General features: G+C 44.3%; 14 protein-coding genes and 1 riboswitch. Of the genes, 5 read left to right on the forward strand and 9 right to left on the reverse strand.

Going from position 1 to position 17,424, the window contains the following annotated elements:
- Positions 1-65: 65 nt before the first annotated feature.
- The 7 genes from ACFQ3J_RS23095 to ACFQ3J_RS23125 form a co-directional block, all read right to left on the reverse strand.
- Positions 66-1,703 carry a response regulator gene (locus tag ACFQ3J_RS23095; protein ID WP_091161440.1) on the reverse strand — a complete coding sequence of 546 codons (1,638 nt, stop codon included), beginning with the start codon at positions 1,701-1,703 and terminating at the stop codon, positions 66-68.
- Positions 1,704-1,729: 26 nt separating this feature from the next.
- A complete protein-coding gene (locus tag ACFQ3J_RS23100; RefSeq protein ID WP_091161312.1) occupies positions 1,730-2,602 on the reverse strand; it encodes a CheR family methyltransferase in 873 nt (290 codons plus the stop codon).
- A 71-nt stretch (positions 2,603-2,673) separates the two neighbouring features.
- Positions 2,674-6,384 (reverse strand): response regulator, encoded by a 3,711-nt coding sequence (locus ACFQ3J_RS23105; RefSeq protein ID WP_251584520.1) that lies wholly within the window; start codon positions 6,382-6,384, stop codon positions 2,674-2,676.
- A gap of 4 nt (positions 6,385-6,388) precedes the next feature.
- Positions 6,389-7,552 (reverse strand): PP2C family protein-serine/threonine phosphatase, encoded by a 1,164-nt coding sequence (locus ACFQ3J_RS23110; RefSeq protein WP_091161315.1) that lies wholly within the window; start codon positions 7,550-7,552, stop codon positions 6,389-6,391.
- A 294-nt stretch (positions 7,553-7,846) separates the two neighbouring features.
- Positions 7,847-8,191, reverse strand: coding sequence for a general stress protein (locus ACFQ3J_RS23115; protein WP_091161317.1), 345 nt, complete (start codon positions 8,189-8,191; stop codon positions 7,847-7,849).
- A 121-nt stretch (positions 8,192-8,312) separates the two neighbouring features.
- Entirely contained in the window at positions 8,313-8,828 is a 516-nt protein-coding gene (locus ACFQ3J_RS23120) for a hypothetical protein (RefSeq protein ID WP_251584522.1), read from the reverse strand.
- Between the two features lie 32 nt (positions 8,829-8,860).
- Positions 8,861-9,361 carry a DUF948 domain-containing protein gene (locus tag ACFQ3J_RS23125; RefSeq protein WP_091161321.1) on the reverse strand — a complete coding sequence of 167 codons (501 nt, stop codon included), beginning with the start codon at positions 9,359-9,361 and terminating at the stop codon, positions 8,861-8,863.
- A 260-nt stretch (positions 9,362-9,621) separates the two neighbouring features.
- On the opposite strand from ACFQ3J_RS23125, the gene ACFQ3J_RS23130 reads away from it, so the two are divergent.
- Positions 9,622-9,786, forward strand: a complete 165-nt coding sequence (locus ACFQ3J_RS23130; RefSeq protein WP_047913737.1) for a DUF1328 domain-containing protein — start codon at positions 9,622-9,624, stop codon at positions 9,784-9,786.
- 317 nt (positions 9,787-10,103) lie between these two features.
- Positions 10,104-10,502, forward strand: a complete 399-nt coding sequence (locus tag ACFQ3J_RS23135; protein ID WP_091161322.1) for a hypothetical protein — start codon at positions 10,104-10,106, stop codon at positions 10,500-10,502.
- Positions 10,503-10,598: 96 nt separating this feature from the next.
- Here the strand turns inward: ACFQ3J_RS23135 and ACFQ3J_RS23140 are convergent, their stop codons facing one another.
- Positions 10,599-11,474: a cation diffusion facilitator family transporter gene (locus tag ACFQ3J_RS23140; protein WP_091161324.1), complete on the reverse strand. Its 876-nt coding sequence runs from the start codon at positions 11,472-11,474 to the stop codon at positions 10,599-10,601.
- Between the two features lie 560 nt (positions 11,475-12,034).
- On the opposite strand from ACFQ3J_RS23140, the gene ACFQ3J_RS23145 reads away from it, so the two are divergent.
- The gene (locus ACFQ3J_RS23145) at positions 12,035-12,217 is read left to right on the forward strand and encodes a hypothetical protein (protein WP_076315378.1); all 183 of its coding nucleotides are present in this window, start codon (positions 12,035-12,037) and stop codon (positions 12,215-12,217) included.
- A 114-nt stretch (positions 12,218-12,331) separates the two neighbouring features.
- On the opposite strand, the gene ACFQ3J_RS23150 is transcribed toward ACFQ3J_RS23145, so the two are convergent.
- A complete protein-coding gene (locus ACFQ3J_RS23150) occupies positions 12,332-13,957 on the reverse strand; it encodes an ABC-F family ATP-binding cassette domain-containing protein (protein ID WP_251584524.1) in 1,626 nt (541 codons plus the stop codon).
- A gap of 333 nt (positions 13,958-14,290) precedes the next feature.
- Between ACFQ3J_RS23150 and ACFQ3J_RS23155 the strand changes: the two genes are divergently transcribed.
- On the forward strand, positions 14,291-15,427 hold the full coding sequence (locus ACFQ3J_RS23155; RefSeq protein WP_091161327.1) for a virulence factor: 1,137 nt from the start codon (positions 14,291-14,293) through the stop codon (positions 15,425-15,427).
- A 118-nt stretch (positions 15,428-15,545) separates the two neighbouring features.
- A riboswitch (Lysine riboswitch) is annotated at positions 15,546-15,740 on the forward strand.
- A 159-nt stretch (positions 15,741-15,899) separates the two neighbouring features.
- Positions 15,900-17,360, forward strand: coding sequence for an amino acid permease (locus tag ACFQ3J_RS23160; RefSeq protein ID WP_251584527.1), 1,461 nt, complete (start codon positions 15,900-15,902; stop codon positions 17,358-17,360).
- The last annotated feature ends 64 nt before the right edge of the window (positions 17,361-17,424 follow it).

A 17,424-nucleotide genomic window follows, 5' to 3' on the forward strand; every position in this document is an offset into this window, starting at 1 on the left:
ACCACCTATTTATCTAGTGAAACAAATCTACGATTGGAAAATATTTCAGAAGTGTAAAAAGAAGCTTACACTCCATTTCCGACCCTTAGGATTTGAGCCAATTTCTGTTTTACACTCACCATTTTGACAGGCTTGCTGATATAATCATCCATCCCGGCAGCAAGACAGCGCTGCTGAACTCCATCCATAACATTTGCAGTCATGGCAACAATCGTCGGATAATGGATTCCATTTAACTCTTTACGAATGCGACGAGTACTTTCCAGCCCGTCCATCACAGGCATCTGCAGATCCATAAATATCAAATCATACTTATACTTCAGCATCATATCGAGTGCCTGCTGACCGTCTTCAGCAATATCAGAGGATAAACCGAGCTTGCTGAGCATACTTACCATCAATTTTTGATTGATTGGATGATCATCAACGACCAGCACGTTTGCAGATGAATCCTTCTCTGCATGATTACGAGCTTGCAGCTCTCGGCATTCCTCCTCTTTGCCATGATGATCATAAGGAGTCATTTCCACGGTGAATACAAAGGATGCTCCCCGCTCCTCGGTTGTATCAATGTAAATATGACCGTTCATCATCTCAACCAGGTTTTTACATATTGCCAGACCTAATCCTGTTCCTCCGTATTTACGAGTCATGGAGGAATCCAATTGAGAGAACGGCTGGAACAAATGCTGTACCTTCTCTTCCGGAATTCCGATTCCCGTATCCTTCACAGTAAACTCCAACGTATAAACCCCGTGCTCGACCTGTTTAACCGAAGATATGATAGAAACCCCGCCCTGTTCTGTAAACTTCACAGCATTGCTGATAAGATTAATCAGCACTTGACGAAGTCTAGTCATATCTCCGTACAGTACGGGCGGTATCTTCTCATCGATAAAATAAACGAGCTCTAAATTTTTCTTGGAAGCATCAATCTGGAACAGACTAAGTACTTCCTGAATACAGCTGGATAAGTCAAATGGCTGCTGTTCCAGCTCCATTTTACCGGACTCCATTTTGGTGAAATCCAAAATATCGTTGATAATGCTCACCAATGCATCCGCACTGCTTCTAATAATTTGAGTGTATTCCTGTTGTTCTTCGGCAAGATCCGTCTCCATCAGGAGATCAATCATGCCGATAACTCCATTCATCGGCGTTCGAATCTCGTGACTCATAATAGCCAAAAATTCTGTCTTGGCATGCGCAGCAATCTCGGCAGCCTCTTTTGCTTCTATCAATTCCTTATTGATCCGTTCCAGCTCCATCGTCTTTTGCTGCAGCAGCATGGATTGAGTCTTGAGCTGCTTGTTCGACAGATACATCTCTACAAATCCTTCAATCTTGGACTTTAGAATCTGTGGGATGAACGGTTTAACCATATAATCTATCGCACCGGCTGAATACCCAGCGAATAGATGCTCCGCCTCTTTGCTGTTAGCAGATATAAAGATAATAGGAATATCTTTGGTCTTGTCTCTAGCTTTAATTAATTTTGCAGTCTCGATTCCGTCAAGCCCAGGCATCTGGACGTCGAGAACGATGACGGCAAACTCATGCTTCAGAATACTCCTTAGTGCTTCTTCCCCCGAAGTCGCCTTTATGAGAACATAATGCTCGCTTTCAAGGACCGCTTCTAGCGCAAGCAAATTCTCTGGCCGGTCATCCACAAGCAGAATATGAATCTGTTCTTGAGCCCCCATGACCATAACAACCTAACCCCCCGCGTTTATTTCACCTTGCGATATATTTTCTCAACCCGGTCCATTGTCTCATAATCATCACTATAGCCTGAAAAATGTATGGATTCCTTCGCCCCTAATACCAGAACCCCAAAATGACTCAGACTCTCATGAAACAGACCATGAACATGATTACGCAGCTCATCGTTGAAATAAATCATAACATTTCTACAGAATATAACATTAAATTCGTTAAAAGAACGATCGGTAGCCAAGTTATGCTCTGCAAAAATGATATTCCGCCTCAAAAAAGGATGAAACATGACCGAGTTGTAGCGTGCAGTGTAATATTCCGAAAAGGCCCCCGTTCCACCGGCCTCTAGATAATTCTTCGTGTATAGCTTCATTTTCTCAATGCCGTACACACCTTCCCTGCCCTGCTGGAGAGAACGTTCATTCATATCTGTCGCATAAATACGGGATTTCTCATATAACCCTTCCTCATGCAGCAGTATAGCCATTGAATATACTTCCTCTCCAGTCGAGCAGCCGGCGTGCCATATCCGGATATAAGGATACGTCCTTAGAACGGGTATTACTTTCTCGCGGAACGTCTTGAACAAACTGGGATCACGAAACATTTCAGTTACTGGAATAGACAAGCTTTGCACTAAACGTTTGAATGCTTCCCGGTTATGAAGTACCTGATGCTGCAGCTCCGAAATAGATTTCAAACGCTCCGCATTCACATGATGAAGAATTCTCCGTGTCAGCGAGGGGAGTGCATAATTTCGGAAGTCATATCCATAAAATCGGTGTATTCCTTCCATTAACAATTCGATTTCAATTTGCTCGCGTTCCTTAATCATCGGCTTATCGTCCGCCGAATCATCTGTGTGTGTTTGATCCCAGGATGTCATTACCTTCCCACTTCCTTACTAAAATTCGATCAAATTGGGGGTATTCTAACATACTTACCCACTAATACATTTTATGAATACAGCCATACTCTCATTAGAGATAATAATTGATCGGTTTGAATCGGTTTTTTCACATAATCAGAAGCACCCGCTTCTATACATTTGCTGCGATCATCCTTCATTGCTTTAGCTGTAAGCGCAATAATCGGCAGCTTATCAAATTCAGGCATCTCTCTGATTCTTCTCATCGCCTCGTATCCGTCCATCTCCGGCATCATCATGTCCATCAGCACCAGATCATATCCGTGATCACGCTCGAGAATTTCAATCGCTTCTCTGCCATTCTCGGCAAATGTGACCTCCATACGGTACCCTTCAAGAACACTGGATAGAGCAAATACATTCCGAATATCGTCATCTACGAGCAATATTCGTTTTCCTTCAAATAAAGTCTCCTTGTTGTACAGGTTTTGCAATATCTGTCTCTTATCTTCAGGAAGATTCGCTTCTACCCGATGCAGGAACAAGGTTGTCTCATCCAGCAAACGCTCTGGTGATTTGACGTCCTTAATAATAATCGACTCCGCATACTTGCGCAGTTCCATTTCCTCTTTGCTGTCGAGCTCCTTGCCTGTATAGATGATGATCGGAAGATCATTCAGGCTTGCGTTATCCCTTACCTGATCAAGCAGTTCAAATCCCGTCATATCGGTAAGCATCAAATCAAGAACCATACAGTCATACTTCAAATTTCTTAGTTCATCCAGCGCTTCTCTTCCTGTAGACACCGCGGTTATCGCTACATCATCATAATCTATAAGCTCTATAATGGCATTTCTCTGAACGGCATCATCTTCTACAATGAGAAGACGCTTCAATGATTTATCAATATAGGATTCAATGTGAGAAAATGCATTATCCAGCGATTCTCGAGTAGACGGCTTCTTCAGATATGCGATTGCACCCATCATCAAACCTTGCTTAATGTCATCAATAACAGAAATGACATGAACCGGTATATGACGAGTCGACAAGTTGGCCTTCAGTTCGTTAAGAACAGCCCATCCATCCATTACCGGAAGCTGAATATCAAGAATAATGGCATCCGGGACATATTGCTTCGCTATTTCCAATCCCACATCCCCTTGTAGGGCCACTAATGCTTTAAATCCGCGGGCACGTGTCATATCCATCAGAATATTCGCAAATTTCGGATCATCCTCAATGATCAGCATCACCCGGTCGGTTTCCTTAATTGTATCCCGATCATCCTTGATGTTATTAGTAACTGTCGCAGAAGATGCAATCTGTAATTTGGCTTCACTCTGCACGGCATTTAGTACAGATCTTCCTTGAGGCAGGTAACGCCCTCTGGATTCTTGTGCAGCTGCCGCTTCACTATGTTCAACCGAAAGTTCCAGCTGCTCTCCCAGCTTAGCATCGGTAAGCAGAGGCAGATACAGAGTAAATGTACTGCCCTTACCTTCCACAGACTCAAGCATAACCTCCCCGCCAAGCAGACGAGCCAGCTCACGGCTGATGGAGAGTCCAAGTCCGGTTCCTCCATACTTACGGCTAGTCGTTCCATCCACCTGTTGGAAGGCTTCAAAGATCAGATCTTTTTTGTCCGAAGCGATGCCAATCCCTGTATCATTCACTGCTATAGCCAGGAAAGGCACATCCATATCGATATAATGAGGCAGCTCTGAAACGTCCGCTTGTCTCATGCTGACCGTGATCGAGCCTTCTGAAGTAAACTTGAATGCATTGGATAATAGGTTGCGCAGAACCTGCTTAACCCGATGTCCATCCGATATGAAGCTCTCTGGCAGCTCATCTTTGACTTCAAATGCCAGCTTCAAATCCTTGCTAAGTGCAACCGGTGCAAAGTTCTGCTGAACAAAGTTACGCAGATCCTGCAGACTGACTCTTTCATGATTTATATCCATTTTCCCGGACTCCACTTTTGACAGGTCCAGAATCTCATCAATCATTTTCAAGAGGTCCGCACCGGACATATAGATGGTTTGTGCATATTCCTTCTGTTTATCCGATAGATTACCTTCTTTGTTCTCCGTAAGCAGCTGCGATAGGATAAGCAAGCTGTTCAGCGGAGTCCGAAGCTCATGAGACATGTTCGCCAAGAACTCGGATTTATATTTCGAAGTGATAGAGAGCTGCATTGCTTGCTGCTCCAGCTGCCGCTTCGTCTCCTCAATCTGTTCATTCTTCTCTTCCACCTGCTGTACTTGCTCTTCGAGAGCTCTTGTCTTCGCAAGTAATTCGGTGTTGAAATGCTCCAGCTCTTCCTGCTGGCGTTGGAGCAGCTCTTCAGAACGCTTGAGTTCCTCCGCCTGTTCGCCCAGGTTCTCATTCGAGCGACGAAGCTCCTCCTGTTGGGTCTGCAATTCTTCAGATTGCACCTGAAGTTCCTCTGCAAGTGTCTGAGACTCACGCAGAAGCTCTTCAACACGCATGCGTCTATTAATATTATTAATAATAATACCCATATTTTTAACGAGCTGCTCAAACAGAGCCTTTTGCAGACTCGAGAACGATTCGAAGGATGCGATTTCTACTACACCTAATACTTCATCTTCAAATAGTACGGGCTGGATCAGAATGTTGGCCGGTTTGGCAGAGCCAAGGCTAGATCCAATGGACAAATACCCATCAGGTGCTTCTGTAACCTCAATCACTTTTTTATCAAGCGCACTCTGACCAATTAAGCCTTCTCCAATCTTAAAGGATCGGCTGCATTCTGTATTACTGTCATCAAAAGCGTACGCTCCGTAGCGTCTGAGCTCTTCGGGATGCTTGTTCTCGTCGTGAAGATATACAGCCCCATATTTTGCCGTAAGAATAGGCGCAAATTCGCTAATGAACAGCTGTGCCACCTCATCAGTTGAATTAATACCACGCAGCATCTCTGTAATTCGGGCCATATTGGCATTTAACCAGCTCTGATCCTCTTGTGCTCTCAAGTAATCCTGTTCAATTTGCTTCTTTTCTTCTAAATCTTTCGCTATGTCTTTAAACACATGCGCGATCTGTCCAATTTCGTCCTTGGATTTAACCTGGATCCGCTTGATCGTCCGGAATCTTCCCTTGCCGAAGCTTTGGATCATCATCGAAACTGTATGGAGGCCCTTCGTTATGCTTGGAATCACCCATAATATAACGCCCAAGGCTATAAGTAATCCGGCAACCAGCAATACAGTGAGCCATTGGACAGACCGGTTCATCTCGTTGTTTGCTTCCTGTATTTGGTCATCAATTAATAGATCCTGATAATTGTTGAGCTCTGTTAGTACATCTAATACTCCTTGCTGGGCAACCGTTCCCGTATTCGTCCGAAGGTTGGTAGCCGCTGCATATTCTTCTGTTTCCAGTAGAGCCAGAAGACGATCCGTATAGTTCGTATATTCTCTTAGATTGACGACAACCTGGTCAACCAGGCGGCGTTCTTCAGCCTCACTAGCCCGCTCGGAAACCTCTTCAAGCTGTGTAGTAACACTTGATTTGAGATCCTCGATCCTTTGACTCAGCACTTCAACTGAATTCGTAGTCGGATTCGTTATTGCTGTCGCAATGTGGGTTGCGATATTATTTACATCTGCACGCACTCCAGAAGTATATCGGGTCTTCATGTAACGGTCATTGTACAGTTCATCGATTTCAGTTCGCATCGAGCTGGTTGTGTTATAACTAACAATGGTTAGAACCAGCAATATTGCCATTAATGCACTGAAGCCTATAAGCAGCCGAGTGCGTATCTTCATACTGTCATTCTCCTTTTAATGTAATCCAGACTAAGCATATATCATCTTCATGCTCCTTCGGAACGCTGTCATCCAGAAAGATCCGGCGCATTTCCGTTTCATTCCAAGCATGATCTCTAGATAAATTCTTCGTCAGATAAGTAAGCTGCTCCTCTGTCTCACCTTCGCAAACTTCCAACAATCCATCTGTAAACATCGCGATATGACTGTCGCCTTGGTAATATATCGTTTCTGTCTTCGCATCCATTTGTTCAAATAGTCCTACCGGATGTGTAACCACATCTAGTGAATGCACTGTCCCATCATCCTCAAACAGCAAGGCAGGCGGATGGCCAGCATTAACATAATCAATTCGTCTTTCATTCGTATCCACCACAAGATAAATGGCTGTAAAATAGTATTGAACCAGTTGTTCTTCCAGGTACAGCTGATTAAATCTTCGATTCAGCTCTTGGACGACACGGTCAGGCTCAACGTAAGTGGTAACTGCATCCTTTAAAACCGATGCAATAAACATACAGAATAAAGAAGAAGAAATGCCGTGCCCCATCATATCCAGCAGGATCACACCATACCGCCCTTTGCCAAGCGGATACCAAGCGTACAGATCCCCAGCCAGTTCTGCAGAAGGCTGATACAAGGCATGAACATGAAAATGAGAATCCTCTATAGCCGGACTGAGCACCGCATTCTGCACAAGGCCCGCCAGCTTAAGCTCGTCCTGAATACGTTTATCTCTTTCTTTTCGCCAATCCTTCTCCTGCTTCAATCGAAGGGCGAGACGAATACGTGCCATCAGCTCGACTTTATTAATGGGTTTGGTCACGTAATCCATCGCACCGACATCGAGTGCCTCTGCGAGTTTCTTGGAATCGCCTACAGCTGTAACCATAATAATCGGAATATCTTTGAGGTGCGAATATTTCTGCACGACACCGCAGGCCTCAATCCCATCCATCTCCGGCATCATCATGTCCAGCAGAATAAGGTCTATATCGGACGGCTCAGGCTCAACTGCATTTACATCTACGCCCAGCCTAATGCCAAGTACATCAAGCATTTCAAAAGCAGAGCTTGCCGTAATAATATCTCGATAATTTTCTTTCTTTAAGATTTCACGAATAATAATGACATTGGTAGGATTATCATCAACAATTAATATTCTCATAGCTCTCTCCTTCTGTCAGAAGCCAAATGCGCTATTAGTGCTGCAAATTCCACTAACGATGATTATACACCCATTCATAACTCAGAGCAGGCCCAATAAAAGTTAATTGCCTTACAACCCTGTTTGCATTTACTTCTATTTTAAAAGAACGTACTCCTTTTAAAATTGTCATTTTAAGCTTCTTCATCAATTTTTTCATAGATTTCTCTATGAACGCACAGAAGGAATGGGACTTTCACTCCCATTCCTTGGATCTAGATATATATCATTTCCAAAATTTTAAACTTAAAAATATCATTCACCCCGTCTAGCAATAACGAGTACTTTTCCTTTATCCAGCTCTTTCTCATAATAATCAGCTTCCGCTTCGGTATAGCCCATACTCACGATCTTCGCTCGAAGCTCGTCCCCTCGTGAACGGAACAGATTTGCGAGGGAATCAAACATCCCTTCTTCCTTAATTCCAATCTCTTTGGCATTTGCTTTATCTGCAATACGATCCGTTCGATCTTGGTCATGCGCCAAGACAAATATTTGATCTGTAGTATAGCCAGCTTCACGTAGCTCTTTTACTGCCTCAACCGCTTGAATTCCATTCTCAACCACTTTAGCATAGCTCTTCGCATTGGTAGTACTCATGGTATCCACGCTCCTTTGAGATTTTCACATAGTCATCATTAACCCTCGTTGTCTAAAGTGAAACAAGTATTTGAATCAAATTCCATAACTCATTAAAAAGGTGAATTCGAAAAGACTTCATTTAAAAAGAAAATTCGTCAAAAAACTCCACATGCTGCAATCTACCGTTATCCGGATTCATATACACTTTTACAGCATGATGATCTCTAACATATACCTCTCCATCTTGTGCAACGAAATCAGGCTCTCCTAAAGTAGCTCTGATACTGCTTGGATTCATCTCCATATATTCATTGTTTACTTTTAAATAGCTAGCATTTTTGTCTACTTGAACGTAGTGTACAATGCCATTATTTATACCAACCCGCATGTCTCCGTAAATATATTCCTCGCTGCCAAGAAGTCGATTATGCTCAATATTCACTGGCTGCCCGCATTTATCAACAAGATCTTCAGCTGTGTCGTATAAAGAGATGTCATTCACTGTATCAAAAGTAACCTTCTTGTCTGATGCCAAGGAGGCCCGCTCCGCTGCAGGTTCTACTGAAGGATTTAATGTAGACGCTCCTTGCATTGTCACAGGTTGAACGGAAAAGGGAGCTGTTAAAGCAAGCATCAATACGAGCATACGTAACATTAGCCTCACCTCACCCTTTCTTCTCCGTGATTCTATTTGCGGAATCTGCTCCATGTATCTGCTGCAATATCTACATAATTCATCCACTTACGTGATGAATTATTGTCATGGTGTGCTAGAGTCGGTGTCGTCATGCCAGGTGCAGGCAGTGACTTGGTGTAGCTTGAATCTGCTGCTCTGCTTACCGAAGTCTCCATCGATCCTTCTTTTTTCTTCTGGAATTTGTTCATGAGCGTTGTGGATACTTGCTTCGCTGCAGCGGTAACCTCTGTTAAAATCTCTCCCAAGTTTTTGACCGAAGTCACAACCGGATCAATCTGCTTCATCTTATGCTCAACGTCGGCTGTAATATCGTTGGCGTGTCTAACGGTCTGTTTCACTTCATATCCGAGTTCGTCGATTGTTCCTCGAACTTCCTGAAGTGTTTTAGATACATTATCGAGGGAGACCTGGACTGTCTTTAATGTTTTGATGAGGAACACGACAAGCACTGCAAATGCTATCGCTATAATGAGAACACTTACTTCTATCATATGGAATGACCTCGCTTTCGCTCTTTGTTTTGTTGTTTTGTTATTTCATAGTTACCCTGCCTCCCCTTTGTCGAAACAAACAGCTGAGAAGTAAAAATCCGTTTTTCAGTGTATTATTTGTAGAGAAATTTGAGACAATATCTTCTAGTTCCCCTTTTTGTTTCGTCATAATTCTTCGGGGTTAATGACAACTACGAACGAGGTGGCGCCAAGCATCAAGCCAAACGTACCTCTGTCAAAAAACGGAAAGGATGATTATCATGTTGAAATGGTCACTAATTTTTCTAATTGTTGCGGTTGTAGCCGGTATCTTCGGATTCTTCGGTATTGTTGAAGCAGCGGCATCCATTGCCAAAGTATTATTCTTCGTATTCTTAGTATTGTTCGTTATCTCTCTCTTCACAGGAAGAAGCCGATCACGATAAAGCAGTCAAGGATGCATGAATGTAAAATGACGCAAAGCTGCTAAAATAGCATCTAAGGCTCGACAGAAAAAAACCTTACCATGACAAAAGTGTAGGACGGTTGGTAGTCAACCCAATTACAACACTTTTGTCAGGTAAGGTTTTTTGTGCTTTCTTCTGGGAGAAAACTCTATTTAAAATAATCCTTCCAGAAATCTAGGTATATATCCCTTGGATAAATAAAGAAATAATTGTTATAATTTGTGTTTCATATCCTTATTTACTTGGTTATTGATAAAGCATGTAAGAGCTACATAACAACACTAGGAGGGTATCAAATGAAAAAAATGATCAGCATTACCGCAGCACTTTTTGTAACAGCTTCCATGGCCGCAGCAGCCAGCGCACAAGAAGTTACCCCAACGGCAGAAACAGAGTCTCCGACTCCTATTTCTGTAACTGTTAATGGAACTTCATCAACAGACGGATCCGTATCCGAAGTCGTATATGAAGAACCTATTGTAGAGCCTGGAGACGGAATTGATATCCCGCTTACGCCATTAGAGCTTACGAGAGTTACTTACTTCTATGATGCTCCTAACGGTAAGGCTACTGGTGCACTTAGCCCTCAATTCGTATCCGTTACCGGTAACAAGGTCATGAACCAGACTACAGGTGAAACTTGGGTGGAGATTTACACTTGGAAAGGTATTGCTTGGGTCAAAACAGGAATGTAACGTACTAAAATATAGATGAAATAAAAAAGGTGTTCCCTTCGTAAAATCATTTTCGAGAGGAACACCTTTTTAGTTTTTTTATACGTCGTTATTCCCTTAGACCCGCGTTTCCTTCGGCTCCACATGCACATGTACATGCATAATGTTGTGATGTCTCCGCATATTCTCTTCAATCGTATCGCTGATATGATGCCCTTCTACAATGCTCAGATCCCTCGCCACTTCTACAACCACATCGACTATGACGTGGCTGCCGTACAGCCTTGCTTTGACGTCCTTGATGCCTTGCACCCCTGGCGTCTTGGCAACCGTTGTTCTCAAATCATGCAGCTGGTCCTCATCAAAACCGTCCGTTAAACTATGCGTCGATTCGCTAAAAATATCCCAGGCTGTCTTACAAATCAACAGACCTACTATAAATGCAGCGACGGTATCCATCCAAGGCAAACCGAACTGCGCTCCAATAATACCAATGGCAGCTCCCACACTGACGAATGCATCAGAGAGATTATCTTTGGCTGCAGCCATTAACGCCTGACTTCTAATCTGCCGGGCTAACTTGCGGTTATACAAATAAACTCCAATCATAACTACTGCAGCCACTCCTGCGACGACAGCAGACCAGATATCAGGGATCTCCTTCGTTCCTTCAAAAAGTGAAGTTCCCGCATCGATGAGCACCTGAATCCCAACCATCGCCATAATAAATGAAGCCATCAGTGCTGCAACAGTTTCCGCCCGAAAATGGCCGTATGCATGATCCGAATCAGGCGGCTTCCTTGAAATCTTAAGCCCGATGAGCACTGCTATCGAAGCAACAATGTCTGTCAGATTATTAAAGCCGTCTGCTTTTAGAGCGCTTGAATTAAAAGCAAAACCGCAAATAAGTTTAAAGGCTGACAGAACGAGGTAGGCAGCGATGCTGATCCATGCTCCGCGCTCCCCTTTTTTAATATCCTCATAAGCATTCAACCGAAACGACACTCCTTTTTTGATACTGTATAGACGTAAACTGAAAAATGCACCTGAAGCACACAAATATATTTCATAAGCACGCGAAGCAGCTTGAACAATCGTTTTACCATGTTATCAAATGGGCACCGTGTGGGTCTATAGAAACAATGTTGCCAGATAACATTGCTGTAGTCATGATGAAACAGTGTTGCTTGGCGGCATTGCTATGAGTCTTAACAAACTTTTTTGTATAAGCGCAAAATGGATTGTTATTTTACATTTTACTCTAATCTATTCTTGCCCTTGTTTGGAGATTTAAAAACGGATAGAATTAGGTTGAATTGTCATGTATGTATACTCAACAATTCAACCGGGTAGTGAATTGGCATGTATGTATACTCGACAATTCAACCGGGTAGTGAATTGTTATGTATGTATACTCAACAATTCAACCGGGTAGTGAATTGGCATGTATGTATACTCGACAATTCAACCGGGTAGTGAATTGGCATGTATGTATACTCAACAATTCAACCGGACCTGGTTCTGAAGATCATTAAAGAGGAGGTATGTATCTCATGAGCGAAAATAACGAACCTCGCAAAATCAGTCTGGCTGATGCTGTAAAGCAAAAGCTCGCCCAGAAAAAAGAGCAAAACAACGGGAATCGCGGCGGCTTCCAAAATAATGGAACCAAGAAATTAGTAAGCCAAAACAACAAAAAGCCGAATAATCAACGTCGTCGTACTGGCGGGTCCTAATATTGGTTATCCTCCAATTAATCAACTGCCGGTGGCAAAACGTAAAAAGTCCGTATTCCGAATGAATTGTAACAATTCAATTCATGGAATACGGACTTTTTATATTTCAGGATTTTAAGCTTCTACTGGATACATTTGAGAACGCAGCTGCTTCACTTCATCATTCTCAAGGTATTCATCATAGCTCATTTGACGGTCAATAACACCCGCCGGGGTAATTTCAATAATGCGGTTCGCGATCGTTTGAATGAACTGATGGTCATGAGATGTAAACAGGATCGTTCCATCAAAATCAATCAGACCATTATTCAGCGCTGTAATCGATTCAAGATCCAAGTGGTTCGTAGGCTCATCCAGAATAAGCACATTGGCACCGTTCAGCATCATTTTGGCAAGCATACAGCGAACTTTTTCTCCACCTGACAGCACACTTGCTTTCTTGAGCGCTTCTTCTCCAGAGAACAGCATGCGTCCAAGGAATCCACGCAGGAATGTTTCTTCCTGATCCTTGGAATACTGGCGCAGCCATTCAACCAGATTCATATCTACACCTTCAAAATATTTAGAGTTATCTTTCGGGAAGTATGCCTGCGATGTCGTGACACCCCAAGTATATTCACCGGAATCCGCTCCGGTCTCACCCATCAGCACTTCAAACAGGGTTGACTTCGGCAATCCGTTAGGTCCAACAAAGGCAATCTTGTCGCCCTTGTTCACCACGATGCTGAGATCGTTAAGAACTTGCTCGCCTTCAACGGATTTGCTCAGACGATCAATCGTTAGAAGCTGTTTACCTGCTTCACGCTCAGCCTTGAAGTTGATGAACGGATATTTACGATTCGATGGACGAATATCGTCCAACTGAATCTTTTCAAGCTGCTTCTTACGGGAAGTCGCCTGCTTGGACTTGGATGCATTAGCAGAGAAACGCTGAATGAACGCTTGCAGCTCTTTCATCTTCTCTTCTTTTTTCTTGTTCGCATCACGCTGCAGGGCAAGCGCCAGCTGACTGGATTCATACCAGAAATCATAATTACCTACATACAGCTGAATTTTACCAAAATCAATGTCCGCAATATGCGTACATACTTTGTTTAGGAAGTGACGGTCATGGGATACCACGATAACGGTACCTTCATAATCCATCAGGAAGTTCTCCAGCCATTGGATGGATTCCAGATCCAGATAGTTGGTAGGCTCATCGAGAAGCAGATTGTTCGGGTTACCGAACAAAGCCTGTGCCAAGAGGACACGAACCTTCTCGTTGCCGCTCAGGTCGGCCATTTTCTGCTCGTGCATCTCACGAGGAATTCCGAGACCAATCAGAAGCGCTGCTGCATCCGGTTCTGCGTCCCAGCCGTTCAGCTCCGCGAACTCGCCTTCGAGCTCACCTGCACGCAGACCATCCGCTTCGGTAAAATCAGCTTTGGCATAGAGCATATCTTTTTCCTTCATGATTTCATACAAACGAGTGTGGCCCATAATGACCGTCTCAAGTACCGGATACTCATCATAAGCATAGTGGTTCTGCTTCAGAACAGCCATCCGCTCGCCTGGTGTCATGTGTACTTCACCTTGGTTTGCTTCAATTTCTCCGGACAAAATTTTCAAAAACGTTGATTTCCCTGCTCCGTTAGCCCCGATAAGGCCGTAGCAGTTCCCTGGGGTAAACTTGATGTTCACATCTTCAAACAATGCGCGTTTACCGTAGCGGAGCGTTATGCCGCTTGTACTGATCATTCAACATACCATCCTTTATATATAAATTAAATTGTTCATAATTGGCCTGCATCAGCATCTTGCATCCGTTCATTCCAAGCCGTGATATAAAATCCTCGTACAACTGTCTATGATGGACTGGATAGTGAAAGCCTTTTTCTACCCGTATGGCAACATATTATAGCATAAATAACGTGGAAATTCCCAATAAACAAAGAAAGACCGTCAAAATGATGAAACCAGCCGTTTAATCCGTTACAATAATATTGTACAGTGATAATTTCATGCAAAATAGGAATGAAATATTTGGCTACAATAAATAAAGAACAATGAACGGAGGTCTTCGATCTATTTATGAAAATTACATCCATTGAACCTACACCGAGTCCCAATACGATGATGCTGCATCTTGACGAACAGCTTGAAGCAGGGATTCGTCGAACCTATACACTGGATAACGAGCGTTCTGCTCCTGCTTTTATCCGCCAGATGCTTCATATTCCAGGGGTCAAAAGCGTGTTCCATACGGCCGGATTTGTCGCATTGGATCGTAAAGGCAATGCAGACTGGTCTGCCATCCTCGGAGAAATTCAGGAGAAGCTGGGTCAGGAAGGCGCGCAGCTGCAGTGGGCTGAGGCAGATGCAGCAGACGGAGAACACTTCGGCGAAGCTCAGGTATTCGTGCAATTCTTCCGTGGAGTTCCAATGCAAATCCGGGTCAAAGCAGGCGCACAGGAAGAACGTATCTCTCTGTCTGACCGGTTTGTAAAGGCAGTGACTGAGGTTGCATCTGCGACGCTGATCAAGGAACGTAAGCTGACCGACTATGGTGTTCGTTACGGCGAATTGGCTGACATTGCCCGCGAAGTTGAACAGGAACTGGAGGCCGCCTATCCTCCGGAGAGACTCCAGAAAGTGATTGAGCAAGCCATTGCTCACGGCACCAACCAAGAGGAATTTATTGAGCAGCGCAGAGATCTAACTGACGAGGAAATCCGGACAGCACTGCAAAACGACGACTGGCGCGTTCGCTATGCAGCACTTGATCAGATGGAACCTACGCCAGAGCGTATAGACCTGATTCATACGGCCCTGAAGGATGACAAGATGCAGACACGCCGTCTTGCTGTCGTCTACCTTGGTGATCTCAAGACGCCGGAGGCTCAGGAATTACTATATGAAGCAATGCAGGATAAATCACCTGCCGTACGGCGGACTGCAGGTGATACATTGTCCGATATCGGGGATCCGGCAGCCACTCCGGTCATGATGACTGCGCTCAAGGACACAAGCAAGCTTGTACGCTGGCGTGCAGCCCGCTTCCTATATGAAGTAGGTACAGAGGATGCGAGAGAAGTGCTTGAGGTTGCAGCAGATGATCCTGAATTCGAGGTGAGTCTCCAGGCAAAAATGGCGCTCGAACGGATTGAATCCGGGGAGCAGGCGGCTGGAACAGTATGGCAGCAGATGGCTGGACGTAAGCGGGATTAATCTTCATTGAATCCTCACACAATAAGGAAGATTGTACCATTGCCATCCAAGCAGTTCTTGCTATATACTGAAGTCTGTTTTTAAGCTAATTGAATATAAGATACACCTCATCATACACAGGTGAGGTAGAGGTCGCGGTTACGATAAGTAAACCGGAAGAGGCATAAGAGCTGCCGTTTGGATTCCGTGTTGAAAGGCGTACCCGCCGAAATCTGCTTGAGTACTGCTCTATGAAACGTACTCCAGGTTGGGGCTGCTAGATCCGAAAGGAGCAGAACTGTCATAGCGTAAGCTATGTTGAGCTATCTTAATGTTTAGAGTATGGTGCGGATGTTAAAAATATAGACCGCCGGTACACAAGCCAGCGGTCTTTTTTTATTATTTCCCGGCATACGAATCCATTCCATATTTCCTTAAAGAGTTATGAAATGGATGCATACGTAAGACCAAATAGAAGGAGTGTACAGAAGAAATGCAGCATCAAGAGACAACGGGCCCTGGCTTGAACAAAGGCCTTAAGACAAGACATATGACAATGATTGCCCTCGGAGGCTCCATCGGTACAGGATTGTTCCTCGCCAGCGGTGGTGCTATCGCGAATTCTGGCCCAGGCGGTGCACTCATCGCTTATGCTGCGGTGGGCATCATGGTTTACTTCCTGATGACCAGCCTTGGAGAGCTTGCCACCTTCATGCCGGACTCCGGTTCATTCAGCACTTATGCTACGAGATTCGTAGATCCTTCCCTTGGGTTTGCCCTGGGGTGGAATTTCTGGTACAACTGGGCGATTACGATTGCGGCCGAGCTGTCAGCAGCAACGATTATTTTGAAATATTGGTTCCCGGACAGCAACTCAGCACTGTGGAGTCTCGTATTCCTGCTCTTGCTCATCGGACTTAATGTCTTGTCCGTTAAGGGTTACGGAGAATCCGAATACTGGTTTGCACTTATCAAAATTGTACTTGTCATCGTATTCCTCATTGTTGGTGTGATGATGATCTTCGGTATTCTGGGTGGAGAAGCAACCGGCTTTGAGAACTTTACCGTAGGGGATGCACCACTGCACGGCGGGTTCTTTGCGCTACTGGGTGTATTTATGGCAGCCGGGTTCTCTTTCCAAGGAACAGAGCTAGTCGGGGTCGCTGCTGGAGAGAGTGAAAATCCGCGTAAAAGTGTTCCACGTGCCATTCGGCAAATTTTCTGGCGGATTCTGATCTTCTACATCCTGACGATTCTGGTTATTGGTCTGATTATTCCTTATTCCGATCCAAACCTGTTGAACTCAGATCTGGAAACGATCAGCGTCAGCCCGTTTACGCTCGTATTTGAGAAAGCAGGATTGGCCTTCGCCGCTTCCGTTATGAACGCGGTCATCCTGACTTCTGTATTGTCTGCCGGTAATTCAGGGATGTTCGCTTCAAGCCGTGTGCTGTACGCACTGGCCAAGGATGGCAAAGCCCCGCGTATTTTTGGAAAGCTGAACAAACGAGGAATTCCTGTCTATTCCCTGCTCCTTACAGCGGCCATCGGAATGCTGGCATTCCTGGCTTCCATGTTTGGTGATGGTGTGGTTTATACCTGGCTGCTTAACGCATCCGGAATGTGCGGATTTATTACCTGGCTCGGAATTTCCATCAGCCACTACCGTTTCAGAAAAGCCTATGTCGCTCAAGGCAGAGATCTAAAGGATTTGCCTTTCAGAGCAAGATGGTTCCCATTTGGTCCCATCTTTGCATTTGTGCTCTGTATGATCGTTATTCTCGGTCAGGCCCTTACACTTGATCTTAGCGATGTAACCTGGGTCGACTTCGCAGCCACTTACTTTACGATTCCATTGTTCCTTGCGATTTGGCTCGGATACAAGTGGAAGCATAAGACTAAAGTAATCCCGCTGAAAGATTGCGACTTTAGTACAGATCAATCCGTTTCATAATCCCCTGAGGATTCAGATCAAGATTAAAAGCCTATCCTTGCTACAGCAGCAAGGATAGGCTTTT

It is taken from the genome of Paenibacillus provencensis (genome assembly GCF_042678545.1).
GTDB classification, from domain to species: Bacteria; Bacillota; Bacilli; order Paenibacillales; family Paenibacillaceae; genus Paenibacillus; species Paenibacillus provencensis.

Excerpts from the sequence above, each read along its gene's own strand:
- ACFQ3J_RS23095 (WP_091161440.1), bottom strand. The coding sequence starts at position 1,703 with ATGGGGGCTCAAGAACAGATTCATATTCTGCTTGTGGATGACCGGCCA.
- ACFQ3J_RS23100 (WP_091161312.1), bottom strand. The coding sequence starts at position 2,602 with ATGACATCCTGGGATCAAACACACACAGATGATTCGGCGGACGATAAG.
- ACFQ3J_RS23105 (WP_251584520.1), bottom strand. The coding sequence starts at position 6,384 with ATGAAGATACGCACTCGGCTGCTTATAGGCTTCAGTGCATTAATGGCA.
- ACFQ3J_RS23110 (WP_091161315.1), bottom strand. The coding sequence starts at position 7,552 with ATGAGAATATTAATTGTTGATGATAATCCTACCAATGTCATTATTATT.
- ACFQ3J_RS23115 (WP_091161317.1), bottom strand. The coding sequence starts at position 8,191 with ATGAGTACTACCAATGCGAAGAGCTATGCTAAAGTGGTTGAGAATGGA.
- ACFQ3J_RS23120 (WP_251584522.1), bottom strand. The coding sequence starts at position 8,828 with ATGTTACGTATGCTCGTATTGATGCTTGCTTTAACAGCTCCCTTTTCC.
- ACFQ3J_RS23125 (WP_091161321.1), bottom strand. The coding sequence starts at position 9,361 with ATGATAGAAGTAAGTGTTCTCATTATAGCGATAGCATTTGCAGTGCTT.
- ACFQ3J_RS23130 (WP_047913737.1), top strand. The coding sequence starts at position 9,622 with ATGTTGAAATGGTCACTAATTTTTCTAATTGTTGCGGTTGTAGCCGGT.
- ACFQ3J_RS23135 (WP_091161322.1), top strand. The coding sequence starts at position 10,104 with ATGAAAAAAATGATCAGCATTACCGCAGCACTTTTTGTAACAGCTTCC.
- ACFQ3J_RS23145 (WP_076315378.1), top strand. The coding sequence starts at position 12,035 with ATGAGCGAAAATAACGAACCTCGCAAAATCAGTCTGGCTGATGCTGTA.
- ACFQ3J_RS23150 (WP_251584524.1), bottom strand. The coding sequence starts at position 13,957 with ATGATCAGTACAAGCGGCATAACGCTCCGCTACGGTAAACGCGCATTG.
- ACFQ3J_RS23155 (WP_091161327.1), top strand. The coding sequence starts at position 14,291 with ATGAAAATTACATCCATTGAACCTACACCGAGTCCCAATACGATGATG.
- ACFQ3J_RS23160 (WP_251584527.1), top strand. The coding sequence starts at position 15,900 with ATGCAGCATCAAGAGACAACGGGCCCTGGCTTGAACAAAGGCCTTAAG.